This window comes from Winogradskyella pacifica (genome assembly GCF_013403915.1).
GTDB lineage: Bacteria > Bacteroidota > Bacteroidia > Flavobacteriales > Flavobacteriaceae > Winogradskyella > Winogradskyella pacifica.
This window is the reverse complement of the sequence record NZ_JABFDI010000011.1, coordinates 126609-144467: the sequence shown is the minus strand read 5'-3', so window position 1 is coordinate 144467 and position 17859 is coordinate 126609. Positions and strand designations below refer to the sequence as shown.

At 32.8% G+C, this 17859-nt stretch carries 16 protein-coding genes; 9 read left to right on the top strand and 7 right to left on the bottom strand.

Features of this window, described 5'->3' with window-relative positions; translation table 11 throughout:
- Window positions 1-79: 79 nt before the first annotated feature.
- Entirely contained in the window at window positions 80-745 is a 666-nt protein-coding gene (locus HM984_RS11375; RefSeq protein WP_179349255.1) for a hypothetical protein, read from the top strand.
- A 441-nt stretch (window positions 746-1186) separates the two neighbouring features.
- A complete protein-coding gene (locus tag HM984_RS11370) occupies window positions 1187-1597 on the top strand; it encodes a BLUF domain-containing protein (protein WP_115812656.1) in 411 nt (136 codons plus the stop codon).
- A 50-nt stretch (window positions 1598-1647) separates the two neighbouring features.
- Here HM984_RS11370 and scpC read toward each other — a convergent pair whose 3' ends face one another.
- Window positions 1648-3168, bottom strand: coding sequence for a succinyl-CoA:acetate CoA-transferase ScpC (scpC, locus tag HM984_RS11365; protein WP_179349254.1), 1521 nt, complete (start codon window positions 3166-3168; stop codon window positions 1648-1650).
- A 167-nt stretch (window positions 3169-3335) separates the two neighbouring features.
- Between scpC and HM984_RS11360 the strand changes: the two genes are divergently transcribed.
- The gene (locus HM984_RS11360) at window positions 3336-4142 is read left to right on the top strand and encodes an AraC family transcriptional regulator (RefSeq protein WP_115812652.1); all 807 of its coding nucleotides are present in this window, start codon (window positions 3336-3338) and stop codon (window positions 4140-4142) included.
- Window positions 4143-4196: 54 nt separating this feature from the next.
- On the opposite strand, the gene HM984_RS11355 is transcribed toward HM984_RS11360, so the two are convergent.
- On the bottom strand, window positions 4197-5201 hold the full coding sequence (locus HM984_RS11355; protein WP_179349253.1) for a sugar kinase: 1005 nt from the start codon (window positions 5199-5201) through the stop codon (window positions 4197-4199).
- Window positions 5202-5354: 153 nt separating this feature from the next.
- Here HM984_RS11355 and HM984_RS11350 point away from each other — a divergent pair, with 153 nt between their 5' ends.
- Entirely contained in the window at window positions 5355-5882 is a 528-nt protein-coding gene (locus HM984_RS11350; protein WP_179349252.1) for a GNAT family N-acetyltransferase, read from the top strand.
- Between the two features lie 142 nt (window positions 5883-6024).
- Here the strand turns inward: HM984_RS11350 and HM984_RS11345 are convergent, their stop codons facing one another.
- Both HM984_RS11345 and HM984_RS11340 read right to left on the bottom strand, forming a co-directional pair.
- On the bottom strand, window positions 6025-6753 hold the full coding sequence (locus HM984_RS11345; protein WP_179349251.1) for an energy transducer TonB: 729 nt from the start codon (window positions 6751-6753) through the stop codon (window positions 6025-6027).
- Between the two features lie 91 nt (window positions 6754-6844).
- Window positions 6845-9043, bottom strand: coding sequence for a TonB-dependent receptor (locus HM984_RS11340; RefSeq protein WP_257018491.1), 2199 nt, complete (start codon window positions 9041-9043; stop codon window positions 6845-6847).
- Window positions 9044-9201: 158 nt separating this feature from the next.
- Here HM984_RS11340 and HM984_RS11335 point away from each other — a divergent pair, with 158 nt between their 5' ends.
- Complete coding sequence (locus HM984_RS11335) at window positions 9202-9888, top strand: lysoplasmalogenase (RefSeq protein WP_179349250.1); 687 nt, start codon at window positions 9202-9204, stop codon at window positions 9886-9888.
- 55 nt (window positions 9889-9943) lie between these two features.
- On the opposite strand, the gene HM984_RS11330 is transcribed toward HM984_RS11335, so the two are convergent.
- Entirely contained in the window at window positions 9944-11215 is a 1272-nt protein-coding gene (locus tag HM984_RS11330; RefSeq protein WP_179349249.1) for an NAD(P)/FAD-dependent oxidoreductase, read from the bottom strand.
- Between the two features lie 136 nt (window positions 11216-11351).
- Here HM984_RS11330 and HM984_RS11325 point away from each other — a divergent pair, with 136 nt between their 5' ends.
- Entirely contained in the window at window positions 11352-11846 is a 495-nt protein-coding gene (locus tag HM984_RS11325) for an RNA polymerase sigma factor (RefSeq protein WP_115812640.1), read from the top strand.
- Window positions 11847-11850: 4 nt separating this feature from the next.
- The gene (locus tag HM984_RS11320) at window positions 11851-12483 is read left to right on the top strand and encodes a DUF8845 family protein (protein WP_179349248.1); all 633 of its coding nucleotides are present in this window, start codon (window positions 11851-11853) and stop codon (window positions 12481-12483) included.
- A gap of 254 nt (window positions 12484-12737) precedes the next feature.
- On the opposite strand, the gene HM984_RS11315 is transcribed toward HM984_RS11320, so the two are convergent.
- Together HM984_RS11315 and HM984_RS11310 are read right to left on the bottom strand one after the other, a co-directional pair.
- Window positions 12738-13538 carry a lysophospholipid acyltransferase family protein gene (locus HM984_RS11315; RefSeq protein WP_020894519.1) on the bottom strand — a complete coding sequence of 267 codons (801 nt, stop codon included), beginning with the start codon at window positions 13536-13538 and terminating at the stop codon, window positions 12738-12740.
- 48 nt (window positions 13539-13586) lie between these two features.
- Entirely contained in the window at window positions 13587-14231 is a 645-nt protein-coding gene (locus tag HM984_RS11310; RefSeq protein ID WP_179349247.1) for an NUDIX hydrolase, read from the bottom strand.
- A 2-nt stretch (window positions 14232-14233) separates the two neighbouring features.
- Here HM984_RS11310 and HM984_RS11305 point away from each other — a divergent pair, with 2 nt between their 5' ends.
- Entirely contained in the window at window positions 14234-14947 is a 714-nt protein-coding gene (locus HM984_RS11305) for a peptidylprolyl isomerase (RefSeq protein ID WP_179349246.1), read from the top strand.
- Window positions 14948-15690: 743 nt separating this feature from the next.
- Window positions 15691-17841 (top strand): M3 family metallopeptidase, encoded by a 2151-nt coding sequence (locus HM984_RS11300; protein ID WP_179349245.1) that lies wholly within the window; start codon window positions 15691-15693, stop codon window positions 17839-17841.
- The last annotated feature ends 18 nt before the right edge of the window (window positions 17842-17859 follow it).

Sequence of the window (17859 nt, the reverse complement as noted above, 5' to 3'; positions counted from 1 at the left end):
TCAAAACACCAAATATGGTCTATAAATTAACCGCATAAAATCAATTTTAACCTGTAGCCATATTTCAGGGCAAGACATTATGAAAAACATTCCGTTACTGATTTTAACATTGATTTTAATTGCAAGTTGTGATTCAAAACAAACTTCATCGGAATTGAAAAAGCTGACTGAAAAACTGACCGAAAAAGACAAACAGATTTCGGAATTACAAAAGCAAATTGAGAATTTAGAAAACACCCAAGCATCTGATTATTATCGTTTCGTAGGATCTACGGATTCTGAAATAAATGTTGCGGAAACACTAAAAAGCGGAGAAAGGAAATTAATTGACAAAAAGGATTTTAAAGATACTTTAGATATTTCAGACAATTTTTTCGTCTATAAACACACATCTGAAATCAATCAAACGTCTGAATCGGGATTTGAATCAGTCCTTCGTAATTTTGACCAAGTCAAATCGGGATATGGAAATGACTTTTTTGTGAGAGTAATGACTTTTTACAATGGACAAAGTTTACCTCTGGAAACTGAAAATTCTAAAACAGATATTCATATTTTGATTCAACCGACTGAATTAGGTTATGAAAATAAAACGTTCGTGATTTCGGACTTTTATGATGTTGACTTAAAAAAGCTGGAAAAGAAAAATAATAGTATTGAATTGACTTTTGAACACGGAAAATTTCCGAGAAAAAAAGAATTGATAATAATAAAACCTGAATTAGTGAAATTTGGAATAAAATAACTATATCAAAAAGGATTGCACGAACAGATAGAGAGAAAATATTAATATAACAATAGAGATTATTATGCCTAGAGTTCTGTCAAATTTAGAATAAGGAATTCCTTTTTGCCAATGTTTTTTTGAATGTTCCCATTCATAATAATATGCCAGAAAGATATAAACCGAGATTACGAAAAGTATAATTGACATAAATAACATACACTAATATAAAAATTAAAAATAACTGTAGGCAACAAAGTACTGTGGTAAAAAACAAGTAAAAACTCATTAATTTTACACTAAAGTACTTTTATAATTTTCATCATATATTAATCCCGATTTGGCCATTGCATAGGCCTGTTTTAGTAGTTTACTTGCAGTCCATTTTTATTTACTAACTTACCAACTTAATGAAGCAACTTATTAAACACAATTCCGTTTTAATCAGTTAATCTTAAAAACATGTATCAACTAAATTACCATTCTAAATCAAAATTAGGACTAGAACTTGAAGATTTAGACAATATCCTTGCGAAAGCCAATATTGTAAACTCGGAAAGAAATATTACAGGCTGTCTTATTTACCATAATAAAAGTTTCGTTCAAATCCTTGAAGGACATAAAAACGATGTCCTACAAGTTTTTGAAAAAATTAAAAACGATCAACGCCATCATACAATAACTTTACTTTGGGAAAACAATGTCGAAGACCGATTTTTCACCGAATGGAACATGGCTTACCACAAACCTAATAGCGAAAGTATCAAAGAATACATTAACAACTTATTACTACTTTCTATGCTTTCGGATAAATCTAAAGCCTCATTATTAAGTTTTTGGACCTCTGTAAGAAGAATTTTAAGTGACAAATAAATTAAACCATTCAATGGGTTTTATTTAAAACATTCTACCTAACTTTCGTATTAAAGTAAATTATCAACAAGTTCTTCAACTTTCATGGTTCCTTTATCTTTTAACATTATATGCCAGCTAAAGGCCTTTTCGAGAATGTGAGGAGTTTGTCCTCCTAAGGCATAAGCCTCTTCAAAATAAGTTAATAATTGATCTTTATAATCTGGGTGTACACAATTTTCAATAATTAATCGCGCTCTTTCAACAGGTGCTAAACCTCTAAGATCTGCTAAACCTTGTTCGGTAACTAAAATATCAACATCGTGCTCTGTATGGTCCGTATGAGCGACCATTGGAACAACATGAGATATACGACCTTCTTTAGAGATCGAAGGGCAAGCAAATATACTTAGGTAACCATTTCTTGCAAAATCACCAGAACCTCCAATGCCATTCATCATTTTAGTACCAGCGATATGTGTAGAATTTACATTTCCGTATATATCTACTTCAATCGCTGTATTAATCCCTATTACCCCCAAACGACTAATAACTTCAGCTGCATTACTAATATTCTGTGGTCGTAATAGTAATTTTTCTTTATATTTTTCAAAATTACTGAAGATCTTATTTGAGCACGATTCGGTTACCGTAATTGATGAAGCTGACGCGAATAACAATTTACCAGAATCAAATAACTCGAATGTACTATCCTGAAGGACTTCAGAATACATCGTAAGATTCTTAAACTTGCTATTGGTAAAACCCGATAAAATAGCATTTGCCGTCTTACCAATTCCGGCTTGTAAAGGCAATAACGATTCTGTCAGCCTCCCCGCCTCCACTTCTTTTTCTAGAAACTTAAGTATATGATTAGAGATTGCTGTCGTTTTTTCATCCGGATCAGCGATAACAGCAGGACTATCCGGAACTTCAGTAAAAACTATAGCCACTACCTTATTAGGGTCAATTCTAATATAAGGATCACCTATTCGTGAATCGGATTCTAATACCGGAATAATCTCGCGATTGGGTTGTTTTTTCAATAATTTTACATCATGAATACCGGCAAGACTTTCTGGAAAAGTAGTATTAATTTCGATTATAATCTGATCTGCATTATCTGCGAAAATAGGCGAATTTCCAACTGAAGTGGTCGGTACAATAAAACCTTCATCTGTGATAGATACGGCTTCAATTATTGCGATATTAATTTTAAATTTATCAATTTTTTGAAGCATATCTGCGGTTTGACCCAAATGTTGATCGACATAAAGCACCTCATGACTATTAATACTTTTTCGCAATGTAGGATCTGCCTGAAACGGCATTCTTTTGTATAAGGCTCCATTTTTAGCTAAATCTGCATCTGTATCATACCCCAAAGAAGCCCCACTTAATACAGTAACTTTTAAATCTTCGTGCAATGCTCTTTTTGCAAATTGAGGGAGCACTGTTTTACTATCACCTGCCTTGGTAAAACCACTAACACCTAACACATCTTTATTTTTTATCAATAAAGCCGCCTGTTCTGGAGTTTGAATTTTATCTAAATAAGGGAAATATTTTATTCTTTGTTTATTATTGATCATTTTACAAAATTTTGCTAAAAAAATTACCTTTTATATTCTTATCGCTCATTTTATTATGTTTTTAATAAAACGAAGTTGCAATTTATAGAAGATATTTATTGTCTATTTATTGAAAAAAGACAATATTTTATTAATTTAGTGCAAATAAGTTCCTGTATAGATATATTATGAATTCTAAGTATTATTTAACCGAAGTTGATAAGAATCCACAAAGCATATTTTGCTACCATAACTTAATGGGAGAAAAATTCATAGAAACGCATAGTCACGATAAAGGCCAATTTATATATGTTGAAGGTGGTGTGGTCCATATAAAAACCAATACTAGAATGTATTATCTACCAGCACGCCATTATATGTGGATTCCGTCTGGAGTAAGACACTCCATCTATCCTAGCTCTCCAAAGGTTGTAATGCGAAATCTTTATTTCCCAGTATCATCTATCTCCTCAGTATTTTATAGTAAAGAAGGTATCTACCCTATAAATAACTTACTTATGGAAATGTTACTTTTTACAAAAACTTGGAATGGTGATATTTTAAAATCACAAAAAAACAAGTATCTCATTGTCAGTTCATTTAAGGTGCTTTTAGAGCAAACAGTTTCAAAATCCCTACATTTAGAACTGCCTCACCCTACTGACAACCGATTAATTAATATTACGAATTATCTTAAAGATCAAATACACCAAGAACATTTATTACCGCAATTGGCTTCAAAATTTAGCATGACAGATAAATCCCTATACCGACTTTTTAAGAAAGATGTGGGCATGTCATTTATAAAGTATTATACGCAATTACGCATATTTAAGTCTTTAGAATATTTAATGAACTCCGATTATAATATATCTGAAATTGCCCATATGGTGGGCTATAGTAGTTTACCTACTTTTAGTAATACATTTAGCAATATCATGGGAAAACGCCCTTCTGAATACAGAAAAGCGAATGAGATTTACTTAGAACCTTAGTCCTATAAGATTTTGAATTTTTCAAATTTGACTGTTCTAAATTTTAAAAATTATTTAACGTTGAAAACGTCCAGAAATATTACCATCCAAAATAGATAAAACGTCGTCTGCATTAGCATAGTTAACATCACCTTCGTAGGTATGTTTTAATGCGCAAGCTGCACTTGCAAATTGCATTGCTTTAAAATCATCATACTCTTGTAAACCATGAATTAATCCAGCAGCAAATGCATCACCCGTACCAATTCTATCTATAACATGCGTAATATCTAAATCTTCAGATTCTTTAAATTCTACACCATTCCACATTCTTGCTCTAATGCGATGCCATGATGAATTTAAAGAAGTTCTTATTTTATCAAACACCTTTTCAATTGATGGAAATGTTTCCATAAGTTCTTGACTTGCTTTCAGAAAATCTTCATTTGAATAACTATAATTAGTCCCCAAAACTTCATTAATTTCATTTATACCACCAATAAAAATATTAGAATAGTGCAATAATTCTATTAAAGACGATTTAGCATCTTTGCCATATTGCCATAAACCACTGCGATAGGTTGGGTCTGCAGAAACGGTTATGCCTTTTTCTCGGGCTAAAACGAGGCCTTCTTTTAAAGTGTCAAACGCGCCTTGTGTTAGCGCTGGTGTAATACCCGTCCAATGTAACCAATTGGCTTTTCTCAATGCCTTTTCCCAATCGACCATTGCCGGCACTATTTCCGAAAACGACGAATGCGATCTGTTATACGAAATTTTACTTGGACGCATTACAGCTCCTACTTCTAAAAAATAGACTCCTAGAGGTCGTTTTGAATATTCTATAGAAGACGTACTCACCCCAAACTTTCTAATGTATGCTAAAGCAGTATCTCCAATAAAATCATCGGAAACCACACTGATATGTTTTACTTTACCACCAAAATTTGCAATAGATATACCAACATTTAATTCGGTACCACCAAAATAAAATTCAGCAATATTTGATTGCATAAACTTTTTATTTCCCCTTGGTGAAATACGCATTAAAACTTCCCCGAATGTAATAATCTGATTCATATTAGTATGTTTTGACGTTCTCAAATAAATCTTTTAATTTACTAAAGATATGGCTAAAAATTATTTTGTGATAAAAGATACGAACTAAAACTTCTTTGAATGAATTAATATTATACATTATAAAATTTCACACACAAAAATTAAATATTTTAAATGGATTTCATTCCTATTGAAACTAAGCGTCTTATTTTAAGATCAATCACAGAAGCCGACACACTAGATTTTTATGAATTAGACTCTAACCCAGAAGTCCATCTCTTTCTTGGAAATGAACCTGTTGTAAAAATTGAAGAATCCCATTCCATGATTAACAAAATCTTGCAACAGTATAAAACTCATGGAGTAGGCCGTTTCGCCATTATAGAGAAATCAACAAACCATTTTGTAGGTTGGTCTGGTTTAAAATATGAGAAAGATTACAGAACTCAATTCAACTATTATGATTTAGGCTCCAGAATTAAAGAACAATATTGGGGAAAAGGGTATGCAACGGAAGCCGCTATTTCTTCCTTAGAATATGGCTTTAAAACGCTAAAACTTGCAGAAATTGGTGCTGTTGCAAATATAAATAACAATGCATCTAACGTTATTTTAAAAAAAATTGGGATGCATCTTACCAGTACGTTTGAATATAACACTGAGGTATTAAATTGGTACATTATGAAAAACCCATATCTATAAAATATAATGAGCAAAAAATGCCATTATGAGTAGACTAGAAATACATTTTAAACTTAATTATTAGTATTTCTCACTAGTCTCATAATGACATTTCAATCAAACTAAACTTAGGATTAATATTATGTAAGCGGTTTAAAAATTATTATTGTTGCAATTTAAAGTTAATAGGAATACTATAAGGAACACTTACATTCATATCACGCTGTCTTCCGGGTTCCATTTTGGGTAATAAATTAATGATACGCTCTGCTTCTGTTTCTAAAAGTTGGTCTGGTCCTCTACTCTTAACTTTAGTGACGTTCCCATATTTATCAATTAAAAAGAATACATACACCTTACCATCAATATTAAGTTCTGCTGCAGCTTCAGGATATCTAAAGTGTTTTTGCAAATGCTCTTGAATTTTGCGTTCAAAACATGCTCTTAATTCAAGATTATTTCCGGTACACCCTGGGAATTGAGGCACTTTTTCAATGATTGCAAAAGGCACTTCAATATCCTCTTCTACGTCCTCTACGGCAACATCTTCAATACCAACTTCACGATCATCTATAGTATCATCTTGTCCTATTTCGGTACTTTGAATAACGCTTTCTTCAACATCGGCAACGTCTTCAACTATAGTAATAACTTCTGTTACGACTTGTTGTTGCGGAGGAGGAGGAGGTGGTAATACATCGATTATTGTTATCGGAATATCTTCATCAAATTGATCTTCTAACATTAAGACGTCAATTTTAACGGCTTCTATATCGTAAGTCTTATGTTCCAATCCTAAATACGTTAAAAGTAACATTACGTTTAAGCCAACAGCAAAAAATAAACTGCTGTTTCGACCTACATTGGCTCTTGGGTTTTTTTTGAGTTCCATGACGTTTAATTTTGTTATATAAAAGTAAGCATCATGGTGCTTAAAAATTATGACTTATGTCATGTTTCACTTATTATCAACATCTTAAGAGTTATAAGTTATTTAATTGATTGTCATTTCCGTTTTCACTTATGGTCCAAAAGAACCCAACAAAAAAGAATTGATCTGCAGCAGGAGTTAATGCCCTTCTGCTAAATTGGCCATTTAAATTTGGTGTATCTGCGTACTGATAACCATTTACATTTTTAAACCCTAATACGTTATTTACAGAGAAATAAAGAATCTTTTGTTGGTCTAATAAATAAGCCCAATTTAAACTTAGACTATTAAATGGTTTTGTGCGTTCATTTAGAAAATCAGTTGTATTAGGATTGGTATAAGGACGACCAGAAGAAAAGCCATAATCAAAACCAACTTGACTTTTTAAACTTTCTATCCAATACTTTCCTACAATAGATAGATTATGATTGGTCGCATAACTTGGTTGTGCTGCAGTTGTATAATTTCTATAATCGCGTTCGGTATCTAAATAAGAATAACTGATCCAATAATCTAAATTTTTAATGCTCGTGTTATCTCTCCAAAATAAATCGAGCCCCTGCGCATAGCCTTCACCTGTAGATTCAAAATTAGTCGCAAAGGTTTCAAACTCACCATCAAATTTTATGAGGTTATCATAATCTTTTCGATAGGCTTCTGCTCTAAATATTTTTCCATCATTTACATATTGATAATTAATTATATAATGTGATGTTTTTTGTGCTTTTAAATTGTGTTCAAATTTTAAAATAGTACTATTTGGATTTTGAAAAAAGTTACCATAAGCTAAAGAGAACTGTCCATTTTTAGAACTTTTATAAGCCAATGCAGCTCTTGGTGCAATATCTGTAGAATTAAATATAGAACTATGGTCTGCTCTCACCCCAACCTTTAGGGCTATATTTTTAGAAAAAATGACGTCTGCTTCAGCAAATGCTGCAGTTATATTATTATTAAAACCATACATTTCATCTATAGTATCTTCTTTATAATTCTCGTCAAAATCGGTTATAAACTGTTCGGCGCCAAAACTCAACTTAAATCTACTATTGAATCGTTTTTTTAATTTCAATTTTACATGTGCAGAATTTTCAGTGTCATTTATCTCTGTCGTTTCAATGCCTGTTTTATTTTTAGCATACGTATAACTGACACCAGAAGACATTGTCCAATTATGTCCTAAAACTCCTTTATACGATGTGTTAAGATAGAAGTTGTTGTTATTCAATTTAAAATCGATACCCTCTTCATAATTAATGTCTTCTTGATTTAATTCAAATTTTGTAGCATCAAATGCAGCATAAAACTTTAACATGCCATTATTCAATTTTTGTCTAAAAACAGTTTCACCTTGTGCCCCTACGAAAGGAGTTTTCCATTCGTTTTTATCTTCAAAAATGGCTAAATAAGGTGCCAGATTAATGTAACTAGCACTAAAACTCAAAGATGATTTCTCCCATTTCTGTGTATTGCCTAAACTAGCACCCACACTCATAATACCAATATCAGTTTTCTCTTGGTCTGGTTCGTCAATAGTATTTAAAAGCAGTATACTCGACAATGCTTGTCCGAATTCGGAAGAATAACCTCCAGTAGAAAACGTAATACCATCAAATAAAAATGGAGAGTACCGTCCGCGCGTCGGAATGTTATTAGTCGTTGGTGTGTAGGGAGTAAAAACACGAATACCATCGATAAAGATTTGTGTTTCATCGGCATTTCCACCACGCACAAACAAACGACCATCTTCTGCAACATTCGACGTTCCTGGCAAGGTCTGTAGTGCACCAACGTAATCACCTAAAGCACTTGCTGTAGTCACCACATCTAACGGTTTTAAAACAGAAACCTTAGAGTTATCACTCGCTTCAAATGTACCTGCGCTGATAATTACAGCATCTAAAGATTCTACATCTTCTCGCAATTTTATTTGAAGGTTTTGAAATTTTGAAACATTATCAACAATCGTTTTAGTTTCAAAAGATAAAAAGGAAATGCTTAAGGTTTGTATTCCTGTTTCGACTGTTGAAAAAGCGAATTTACCATGGTCATCTGAAGTAGCTCCATCATAAGTACCTTCTAAATACACATTAGCCCCAATAATAGCTTCGCCTTTAGTATCTGTAACTTTTCCTGAAATAGTAGTTTGTGAAAATATAATGGTACTAATTAAAAGTGCAATAATTGTGATTAGAGTTTTACGCACCATTTTTCTAGTGTTCTCTGGGTAGTTGTGAATCTGTGATTTCATGATTTGATTGATGATTAAAAAGTTCGTTTTTTGTTGATAGCACAAATTTGACGTCTTTTTAAGTGAACATGAATTCTATTTTACCGAACTGTATAAATTCTATGACGAATTGAATATATTTGGTTCAACGCATACACACATTCCATAAAACCACCTAAATGTTATCTAAAACAGAAAAACAATTCAGCATTCTCTTCTTTATTATTGTACTTATCGAACTTGCAACAGGAAGTGTAGAATCTCTAAAAACAGTTCATTATATCGCGAAACCAGCTATTGTGATTAGTCTTAGTGTTTTCTTTTTAAATACGTCTGAATCACTACCTAAAACGATAAAAAACGGAACGCTTTTAGCTTTGGTCTTTTCTGTTCTAGGAGACATATTACTAATGTTTGTAGATAAATCACCTCACTTTTTTACATTGGGATTGGTTGCTTTTTTAACAGCTCATCTAATGTATGTTTTGGTATTTTTGAAACATAGAAACAAGCAAAAATCACCTTTAGGATTTATAGCAGTCTTACTCGTTTATGCAGCGAGCTTATTCTATTTTTTAAATGGAAATCTAGGAGATATGTTTATTCCGGTTGTTATTTACATGCTGGTTATTTTAAGTATGGCAACTGCAGCTTATTTAAGAAAAGACACGGTAAATATATTGAGTTACGGCCTCGTATTTCTAGGAGCTTTACTATTTATGGTTTCAGATAGCATTTTGGCGCTCAATAAGTTTTATGCACCACTAAATTATTCTGACTTTAGTATTATGATAACCTATGCTTTAGCGCAATACTTAATTGTTATTGGGATTTTAAAGCTAAAAACTGAAATAATTCTAAAGTAACAGCTCGCTTTAATCATTATTAAAGCACATTAAATCTAAAATAAGACCTTACACCCTATTTCTTAAACGGTCGGATTATCAGTCGTGCTGCTTTATCAAAATTGATGTAATTGTACGTCCAATTGAATAATACAATCACTCGATTTCTAAAACCTACCAACGACATTAAGTGTACAAACATCCATATAAACCAAGCAAAAAAGCCACCAAACTTATAATGTTTTAAATCCACAACGGCTTTATTTCTACCAATAGTAGCCATAGAGCCTTTGTCTTTATATACAAAGGGTTTCAAGGGTTTATTTTCTATTAATCGGACTAAGTTTTTTCCTAATAAATTTCCTTGTTGTATCGCTGGCTGTGCAACTTGAGGGTGCCCTTTAGGATATTCTTCCGAAGCCATTAAAGCAATATCACCAACTGCAAAAATATTAGCGTAATCTTCTATTTGATTAAATTGATTCACGTTATACCGATTTGCTCCTTCTATTAAAGCATCCGCGTTTAATCCTTGTACCGGAGCACCAGTAACACCTGCTGCCCAAATTAAGGTTTCAGATTCTAATTTTAATTCAGAATTTGTCGTAACCATTGTACCGTCGTAATGCTTTACAAACGTGTTGCAATGTATTTTAACTCCCAATTTATTTAAAAATTGTGTCGCCTTTTTTGAAGCATGTTCACTCATTGGTGGCAATACACGATCTGCACCTTCTAATAAATGAATGTGCATATCATCAGGATCTAAATCGTGATAATCTCGCGGTAAAATATTATTTTTCAACTCTGCTATGGCACCAGCGAGCTCTACTCCTGTTGGTCCTGCTCCAACTATCACAAAATTAAGAAATGCTTCACGCTCACTTTTTGAATCTGCAATGGCTGCTTTTTCAAAATTCTGTAAAATAAGACTTCTTATATCTAAAGCTTGTGGTACCGTTTTCATTGGCATACTAGAGGACTGAATAGCCTTATTGCCAAAATAATTAGTTTTTGTTCCAGTGGCAAGAACCAAGTAATCATAAGTTAAATGACCAATAGATGTAATAATTTCATTCTTTTCTGGTAGAATTTGTTCAACCTCAGTTAAACGGAAAAATGTAGTATGATGCTTTTTTATAATCTTTCGAAGCGGATACGCAATAGAATCTGGTTCTAAACCCGAACTAGAGACTTGGTATAATAATGGTTGAAACGTATGGTAGTTACGTTTGTCTATTAAGACCACTTGAAAATTTTTATTGGCTAAAGATTTGACTAAGTTTATACCAGCAAAACCACCACCTATAATGACGATTCTTGGTAGATTAGACTGAGGAATATTCATTAAATATCTATTGTAATTTCAGCTACAAAAATACGAATTATCAAACCTAAAATTGTCTTTTAAAACAATAGTTGAATAAATTTGTAACAAAACAGAAACTCTTACTACTAATTAGATAACCAACTAATTTCATCAATTGAACAAAGAACTAGAACATAGTTTTGTAGAACAGTTGCAAAAGCATCAAAACATTGTGCATAAGGTGTGTCGTTTATACACCAACAATGCAGATGCGCATAACGATTTGTTTCAAGAAATCACCATACAATTATGGCGAGCCTTCCCTAAGTTTAGAGGAGATGCTAAATTTAGCACTTGGATGTATCGTGTAGGGTTAAATACCGCAATTACGTTATACAGAAAATCGAAACGAAGTATAAATACTCAGGAATTTGATTCCGTTGAGTTTAAAATAAAAGCGGAAGAATACGATGATACAGAAGAGCAGCAATTAAAGCTCTTATACCAAGCTGTACATCAATTAAATGATATTGAAAAAGCTTTAGTTTTCTTGTATTTAGAAGACAAAGATTATAGAGAGATAAGCGCGACTCTAGGTATATCTGAAGTGAATGCACGAGTGAAAATGAATCGCGTTAAAAAGAAATTAAGAACCATACTTAATCCGTAACATTATGGATGAATTAGAATTATTAAAGAAGGATTGGAATAAATCCGAGAATCAATATAAATCATTTACAGATAGTGATATCTATAACATGAGTCATAAAAAATCGTCGAGCATTGTAAGAACTTTATTCTATATAAGTATTGCAGAGTTAGGGTTATGGATTCTTATAAATGTTTTACCTTATTTTTCGTCTGATACTTATAAAGAGAGTTTAGATAAGAGTTATCACAACCCTGTGTTTGTTGGTATTACAATCTTTGGATTTATTGTAATCTTTATGTTTATATATTTATTGTATAAATCCTATAAATCAATTTCTACCACAGACAGTGCAAAAAAATTGATGGAGAGTATTTTAAAAACACGTAAAATTATTAAATACTATGTGATTTATAATTTAGTCGTGATTTTTATTTCTGTACCATTAACATTCTATTTTGAGTTTAATCAAAATATAGAGTTTCACGATCAAGTTGAAGCCTTTAACTCTAAACAAATGCTATTCCTTTATGGATTTACTGTTTTATTAACAGGCGTATTCATACTAGTATTTTGGTTATTTTATAAGCTAATTTACGGGATACTTCTAAAACGATTAAACAAAAACTATAATGAATTAAAGAAGATGGAAGTTTAAGGTGTTTTAAGATTTACGAAGCAACTTTCTATAATAAAAAACTGAGTTCATAACCCATTGTGATTATGAACTCAGTTTTTCTCCACGCCTTAAAATCTAAAACGTATAGCTCAATTATAGTGCTCTATAGATAAGATTTACATAACTCGTAATGCTCATTATGACGACTCAAAGATTACAAAGGATAAGTATCTATCCTAATTGAAAGCTTTACTCTTTTGAACCATACGATGGAATTTTATGAAGACTAAAATCTACATATCTCGCAATTCCTTATTTAAACGCTCATTTTCCTCAAGTACATCTTGCGGAATTACTTTTAAAAACGAAGGGTGTTGCTCAATAGCATATTCAATTTTTTCAACGATAGAATCAATAGATTCATTCTCATAATCAATTTCTAAAGGAGCTTTTATTTCAAAAGATTGAAATATATTTTTCTTTTTAACACGTAGCCCTTTTTTATCAAACGAACGTCTAAAACCATCAATAACAATTGGTATAACAATAGGTTTGTAGCGCTTTATAATGTGAGCCGTTCCTTTTCTTATCGGTTTAAATGGTGTAGTTGTTCCTTGCGGAAATGTAATAACCCAGCCATCGTCTAAAGCTTTTCCAATACTAGAAATATCACTCATTTTTACTTGGCGATTGACATCCTTACCCTGAGATCTCCATGTACGCTCTATACTTATAGAACCTACATAAGCCAAGACTTTTGGTAAAAGTCCGGATTTCATAGTTTCTTTCGCTGCTACATAGTACACATTAAGTTTAGGATTCCATAGATATCCTATATTCTTAATAGAATCATCACGATTACTTAAACTTGCATTAAACACATGAAACATTGCAATTACATCTGCAAAATAGGTTTGATGGTTAGAAATGAATAAGACGTTATTGTCCGGAAGATTTTTAATAATTTCTGAACCTTCGATCTGTAATTCATTGAATCCTCTAAAACGACGATGCGTTAAGGCACCTAAGATTCTAATCAACCATTTTTTAACCCAAAGTATATGTCCAAAAGGATTTCTTTTAAATAATCCCATAGTAAATTTTCAAATTTTGTCAATTACAAATGTAACCATTAAGTTAAATTATAAAACTTGTTTTAACAAGTCTTTTATTTCTCCCAGCATCATTGCGGTTGCACCCCAAACAATATGGCCATTAAAATTAAAAGCTGGTACCTCTACCGCTTCATCAAAAGATGTTGGTACTGTGGTGGTTAATATTTTGTTATCACTTAAAAAATCACTCAACTTTACTTCAATAATCGCTTCTACTTCTTCATCTTGTTTGGTGAAAATTAAATATTCTTTTGAAATCCCAATGTAAGGATGCACCATAAAATTACTCGGAGGAATGTATAATGGTGACATTTTTTTTAAAACATCTATATGAATTCGGTTAACACCAATCTCTTCTTCCGTCTCTCTAATAGCAGTGATCATTAAATCATTATCATCTTCATCTTCATATTTTCCTCCAGGAAAACCGACTTGGGCAGAATGTACTCCTTTATACGTTTTGCGGAGAATAAGAACGAGATAGGTTTCGTCATTCGTATTGGGATAAAACAAAGCCATAACCCCAGCCTTTCTAGCAGTTTTAGACTTCTCTCTTACTTTTTTTGCCAATTCTAATCGATAAGGAGGAGACATTTTTGCATGAGAGTCTTCGCCTGAAAGCTCAAGATGTTTTATTTTTACTACAGATTCTAAAAACGTATTAAAAAGCATTTATGAGATTTCAATTAGTGTTTCCAATGATTATTGGATTTGGATTATTACTTCTGAGTTGTGAAGATAAACAAACTTCAAAAAAAACAAATACAACAGTTGTAAAAGATTCTATTAAATCGAAACCAAAAGTTGAAACTAAAGAGACAACCACATCAGAGTTCCCATTACTTACAGATAACAATGCGATGGAATTCTTTTTAGAATACGAAAAGGAAAACAAAGAAGATAAGGTGAGAATAACCACTGATTTCGGAATTATAGAAATTCAGCTGTATGATAAAACCAAATTCCATAGAGCCAATTTCGTTTACCTAACCAAACGCCAATATTTTAATGGCACACTGTTTTATAGAGTCGTCAAAGACTTTGTAATTCAAGGCGGCAGTAGCGACGATTATAATATTGCCGAAAGACGACAGAAAATTGGTCATTACTTATTACCTCCAGACACCAAAAGGGGTTACACTCATAAACGTGGAGCCGTTTCTATGCCAAGTAGTGAAATTGAAAATGCCTACAAGCTAGCCTCTCCTTTTCAGTTTTTTATCATTCAACGTAACGGAGGAGCTGATTATTTAGATGGAGATTATACTGTTTTTGGTGAAGTCACCAAAGGAATGGATGTCGTAGATAAAATTAACGCTGTTAAAACAGATGATGGAGATTGGCCTTTAAGTAATGTTTATATTAGAAAGGTGGAGTTGATTGAGTAACAAAGTTGCAAAGTTGCAAAGTTGCAAAGCAAAAAAAGTTTCAAAGTAAAAAAAACTGGAGCGTACACTTTTTATATGAAATGATTCATGAAAGTCGTACCAACCTTTTTTCTCTGTGAGTCTCTGTGAGCACTCCGTGAATCTCAGTGTTATTTTTTCTCGCTAAGACGTAAAAGCCGTAAAGTCACAAAACGACAAAGCGACAAAGCGACAAAGCGACAAAGCGACAAAGTTGCAAAGCATAAAAAGTTTCAAAGTAAAAGATTAATAGAACGTATATTTTTTATATAAAATGATTAGTGAAAGTCGTACCAACCTTTTTTCTCTGTGAGTCTCTGTGAGCACTCCGTGAATCTCAGTGTAATTTTTTCTCGCTAAGACGCAAAAGCCGCAAAGTCACAAAACGACAAATTTCCAAAGCAAAAAAAGTTACAAAGTAAAAGAAAACTGGAGCGTAAACTTTTTATATGAAATGATTCATGAAAGTTGTCCTAACCTTTTTCTCTTTGAGTCGCTGTAAGTACTCCGTGAATCTCAGTGTAATTTTTTCCGCTAAGACGCAAAAGCCGTAAAGCTTCAATATAAAAGATAACAGATGTGTCCGTTTTTATAACTAATAATTTATAATCCTATTCTTTAAAACACTTTTAATCGCTGTGTAACTTGCCTTAAGAATTATAAAATATTTAAGAAATATCCTCCCTATTTTCAGTACCTTGTTTTCCTTATAAAAACCACCAATTATGATATCTAAATCAATTAAAGCTACCTTAATTTGTAGTATTGTACTTTTTTCGAGTTGTAACGAAGACACCACTAAAACTCCCGAAAAAACCATGAGTGATAATGTATTAATCCAAGAATGGACAGGACCTTACAACGGTGTTCCTGCTTTTGATAAAGTTTCAGTCGAAGCTATAAAACCAGCAATGGAAGAAGCTATGAAACGTAATCTTACTGAGATTGAAGCTATTGCTAATAATCCTGAACCTGCAACTTTTGAAAATACTATTGTGGCTATGGAAAGTGCAGGGAAAGAGCTAAGTCGCGTCTTTGCTTATTATGGTATTATGGGAAGTAATGTGTCTTCACCAGAATTCAGAACGGTACAAGCCGAGTTAGCACCAAAACTTTCAGATTTTAGATCAGAAATTTCTCAGAACGAAAAATTATTCCAACGTATAAAAACCGTTTATGATGCGTCTCAAAAAACACCATTAGAAGCACAAGCACAGCGTGTGGTAGATTTAACCTACAAGCAGTTTGAAATGAATGGCGCCAACCTCAATGCTGAAAAGAAAAAGCGTTATGCTGAAATCAACAAAGAATTATCTACACTTTATACCGATTTTGCAAATAATGTATTACATGATGAAGAAAATTATATCACCTATTTAAACGAAGACCAATTAGGTGGTTTGGCAGATGGTTTTATAAAATCGGCTGCAAAAATAGCAACAGATAAAGGGGAAGATGGAAAATATGCTATTACCAACACACGCTCATCAATGGATCCGTTCCTCACCTACTCTACAGAACGCGAATTACGTAAGCAAGTTTGGGAAAACTATTATTCTAGAGGAGACAATGGAGATGAATATGACAATAATAAAATCATTGCTGAAATATTAAAACTACGTAAAGAACGTGTCGGTTTAATGGGATATGACAATTATGCAGAATGGAGATTGCAAGATCGTATGGCAAAAACACCAGAAAACGCCATGGATTTAATGATGGCTGTTTGGCCTGCTGCAACTGCCAGAGTAAAAGAAGAAGTTGCAGATATGCAAACAGTAGCTAACGAACTTGGCGACAACATTACTATAGAACCATGGGATTATAGATACTACGCAGAGAAAGTACGTAAAAAGAAATACGATTTGGATAGTGACGAAGTGAAGCAATATCTACAATTAGACAAACTAACAGAAGCTATGTTCTTTACGGCTGGCGAATTGTTTAATTATAAATTCACACCAGTTGCAGAAGGCTCTGTCCCTGTGTTTCATGAGGATGTAAAGGTTTGGGAAGTGACCGACAAAGATTCCGGAAAACATATTGGCTTATGGTATTTAGATCCGTTTGCACGCCAAGGTAAACGTTCTGGTGCATGGGCAACCACTTATAGAAGTTCTGATTCTTTTGAAGGAGAGAAAAATGTTTTAGCCTCTAACAATTCTAACTTTGTAAAACCAGCGCCAGGAGAAGCTGTCTTAGTATCTTGGGATGATGCAACGACATTTTTTCATGAGTTTGGCCATGCCCTTCACTTCTTCTCTGCCGATGTAAAATACCCAACACTAAATGGAGGAGTTAGAGATTACACGGAATTCCAGTCGCAATTATTAGAGCGTTGGTTATCTACAGATAAAGTCATTAATCAATTTTTAGTACATTATAAAACAGGTGAGCCAATTCCTGCTGCATTAGTTGAGAAAATAAAGAACGCTTCTACATTTAATCAAGGTTTTGGAACCACAGAATATTTAGCTTCTGCTTTAATTGATATGAAATTACATTTAGCAGACCCAACAGATATTGACATTGATAAATTTGAACGTGAAACCTTAGATGAATTGGGTATGCCAAAAGAATTACCGATGCGTCACAGAACACCACAATTTGGACACGTTTTCTCTGGAGAAAGCTATGCAACCGCTTATTATGGTTACATGTGGGCAGATGTCTTAACAAGTGATGCTTCTGAAGCGTTTAGAGAATCTGAAGGTGGTTTTTATGACGAAACAGTTGCTGATAAATTAGTGAAGTATTTGTTTGCACCTCGTAACGCTATGGATCCTGCAGAAGCTTATAGAAAATTTAGAGGACGTGATGCTAAGATTGAAGCCTTAATGAAAGATCGTGGATTTCCTGTTCCTGAGACTAAATAGTTAGACTTATTTCTTAGT

Bases quoted from the DNA above. Each gene is read 5' to 3' on its own strand.
- HM984_RS11350 (WP_179349252.1), top strand. From the start codon at position 5,355: ATGGATTTCATTCCTATTGAAACTAAGCGTCTTATTTTAAGATCAATC.
- HM984_RS11345 (WP_179349251.1), bottom strand. From the start codon at position 6,753: ATGGAACTCAAAAAAAACCCAAGAGCCAATGTAGGTCGAAACAGCAGT.
- HM984_RS11375 (WP_179349255.1), top strand. From the start codon at position 80: ATGAAAAACATTCCGTTACTGATTTTAACATTGATTTTAATTGCAAGT.
- HM984_RS11340 (WP_257018491.1), bottom strand. From the start codon at position 9,043: ATGAAATCACAGATTCACAACTACCCAGAGAACACTAGAAAAATGGTG.
- HM984_RS11310 (WP_179349247.1), bottom strand. From the start codon at position 14,231: ATGCTTTTTAATACGTTTTTAGAATCTGTAGTAAAAATAAAACATCTT.
- HM984_RS11370 (WP_115812656.1), top strand. From the start codon at position 1,187: ATGTATCAACTAAATTACCATTCTAAATCAAAATTAGGACTAGAACTT.
- HM984_RS11300 (WP_179349245.1), top strand. From the start codon at position 15,691: ATGATATCTAAATCAATTAAAGCTACCTTAATTTGTAGTATTGTACTT.
- HM984_RS11315 (WP_020894519.1), bottom strand. From the start codon at position 13,538: ATGGGATTATTTAAAAGAAATCCTTTTGGACATATACTTTGGGTTAAA.
- HM984_RS11305 (WP_179349246.1), top strand. From the start codon at position 14,234: ATGAGATTTCAATTAGTGTTTCCAATGATTATTGGATTTGGATTATTA.
- HM984_RS11360 (WP_115812652.1), top strand. From the start codon at position 3,336: ATGAATTCTAAGTATTATTTAACCGAAGTTGATAAGAATCCACAAAGC.
- HM984_RS11335 (WP_179349250.1), top strand. From the start codon at position 9,202: ATGTTATCTAAAACAGAAAAACAATTCAGCATTCTCTTCTTTATTATT.
- scpC (WP_179349254.1), bottom strand. From the start codon at position 3,168: ATGATCAATAATAAACAAAGAATAAAATATTTCCCTTATTTAGATAAA.
- HM984_RS11320 (WP_179349248.1), top strand. From the start codon at position 11,851: ATGGATGAATTAGAATTATTAAAGAAGGATTGGAATAAATCCGAGAAT.
- HM984_RS11355 (WP_179349253.1), bottom strand. From the start codon at position 5,201: ATGAATCAGATTATTACATTCGGGGAAGTTTTAATGCGTATTTCACCA.
- HM984_RS11330 (WP_179349249.1), bottom strand. From the start codon at position 11,215: ATGAATATTCCTCAGTCTAATCTACCAAGAATCGTCATTATAGGTGGT.